The following is a 2,179-nucleotide window of genomic DNA, read 5'->3' as shown; positions in this document are numbered from 1 at the left end:
GCACTGCTGTTTCGCTGCCTGTGCATCGAGCGCGGGCGCTGAGCCGTTGCGCGAGGTTGATTTCGGAACGCAACTGTTCCCGCCCTATATCGTGGAACTGCAGGGGCGCGCCTCCGGACCGATGGTCGACGTGCTGAACGCGGCCTGCCGAAACCTGGGCTGGAACTGCAACTCGCGCATCTACCCCTGGCGCCGCGCCATCGACCTGATGGAGAAGGCCGAAATCGATGGCCTCTTTCCGGTGCTGGATGTGCCGTCGCGCTACGCCCGGATGTGGATGAGCGTGCCCGTCGTCGATGGTCGCTATGTCTTCTTCTCGCGCCGCGGCGTGGACTTCGTCTACCGCGGCTCCGAATCCCTGGCGGGCCACGAGATCGGCGTCTACGGTCCTTCGGGCACCGCGATGACGCTGCAGGATCTGGCTGCCGGCGGACCGGCGAAGATCAGGTTGGAGCGCGACAACCTGGTCGCACTGAAGATGCTTGCCGCGGGCCGCTATGGCGACCAGGGCCTGGTGTTCGCCAACGAGCAGGTGGCACTGTGGCTGTTGGCCAGCAATGCGATGACCRGMCTGCAATCCTCGGGCGGCGCCAAGGACATCTACTACGTCTTCGGGCTGACGCGCAGGCGCATGTCCCAGGCGGACTTCCACGCCTTCGACGAGGCGCTCAAGGAGCTGTGCCGAACGGGCCAGACGGCCGACCTGGTCAAGCCCTACGGCGTACCGGCCTCGGCCTGCACGGCAGCGCCGGCGCGGCGTTAAGCGTCAGACGGCGGCTTCGTCCGTCTCGCCGGTACGGATGCGCACCACTTGCTCGACCGGCAGCACGAAGATCTTGCCGTCGCCRATCTKGCCGGTCTTGGCGGCCTTCAGGATGGCGTCGATGCAGCGGTCGACCTCGTCGTCCTTCACGACGACCTCGACCTTGACCTTGGGCAGGAAGTCGACGACGTATTCAGCGCCGCGATAGAGCTCGGTGTGCCCCTTCTGGCGGCCAAAACCCTTGACTTCGGTGACCGTCAGGCCCGACGCGCCTACTTCGGCCAGCGCCTCGCGCACTTCGTCGAGCTTGAAGKGTTTGATGATGGCGGTGATTTGCTTCATTGCGAGCGCTCCAGTTTGCGAGGTTCACCCAAGTTTACGCACGGAACCTGGAGGTGATGGGATATCTCCAGTCGCGACCAAAGCCGCGGTGGGTGATGCGGATGCCCACTGGCGCCTGGCGGCGCTTGTACTCGTTGATCTTGATCAACCGGGTGACGCGCTCGACGTCCTCCGGCTTGACACCGGCGGCAACAATTTCGGCGATCGACTGATCCTGCTCCATGTAGCGGGCCAAGATGGCGTCCAGCACCGCGTAGGGCGGCAGGCTGTCCTCATCCTTCTGGTCGGGGCGCAGCTCGGCCGAGGGCGGGCGGGTGATGATGCGGTCGGGGATGATCTCGGCGCCTTGCGCATTGCGCCAGCGGGCGAGGCGGAACACCAGGGTCTTGGCCACGTCCTTGATGACGGCAAAGCCGCCCGCCATGTCGCCATAGAGCGTGCAGTAGCCGGTGGCCATCTYGCTCTTGTTGCCGGTCGTCAGCACGATGCTGCCGAACTTGTTGGACAGCGCCATCAGCAGCGTGCCGCGGATGCGGGCCTGGATGTTCTCCTCGGTGGCATCCAGCGGCAGGCCCTTGAACTCCTCGGCCAGCGTGGTGTTGAAGGCATCGAACATCGGCACGATGGACTTCTCGTCGTAGTGCACCCCCAGGCRCTCGGCCATGTCGCGAGCGTCGATCCAGGAGATGTCGGCCGTGTAGGGCGAAGGCATCATCACKGTGCGCACCTTGTCGGCACCCAACGCATCCACAGCGATGGCCAGCACCAGGGCCGAGTCAATGCCCCCCGACAAGCCGATCAGCGCGCCCGGGAAGCCGTTCTTGCCGAGGTAGTCGCGCACGCCGGTCACCAGGGCCTGCCAGACCTGGGCCTCGTACTCCGGCACCGGAATGATGTCGCCACACAGCCGGCCGCCGTCCAGCTCGATGATGGCCAGCGCCTCCTCGAACATCGGCGCACGGGCCGCCACGCTGCCATCGGCCTGCACCGCAAAGGACGCGCCGTCGAAGACCATCTCGTCCTGCCCGCCCACCAGATCGCCGACGACGACATTGATCTGGGCCAGGGCAATCT

General features: G+C 65.6%; 3 protein-coding genes. 1 reads left to right on the top strand and 2 read right to left on the bottom strand.

All coding sequences use genetic code 11. From position 1 onward, the window contains the following. The coding region (locus tag AC1DU6_RS28560; protein WP_477861259.1) for a substrate-binding periplasmic protein at positions 1-763 on the top strand (763 nt) is incomplete at its 5' end. A gap of 3 nt (positions 764-766) precedes the next feature. Here the strand turns inward: AC1DU6_RS28560 and AC1DU6_RS28555 are convergent. After that, positions 767-1,105 (bottom strand): P-II family nitrogen regulator, encoded by a 339-nt coding sequence (locus tag AC1DU6_RS28555; RefSeq protein WP_477861258.1) that lies wholly within the window; start codon positions 1,103-1,105, stop codon positions 767-769. 34 nt (positions 1,106-1,139) lie between these two features. Further along, positions 1,140-2,179: NAD+ synthase (locus AC1DU6_RS28550; protein ID WP_477861256.1), on the bottom strand; the 1,040-nt coding region annotated here is incomplete at its 5' end.

It is taken from the genome of Roseateles sp. P5_B10, assembly GCF_056400485.1.
Note: the sequence above shows the minus strand (reverse complement) of the source record. Positions and strands in the feature narration are given on the sequence as shown.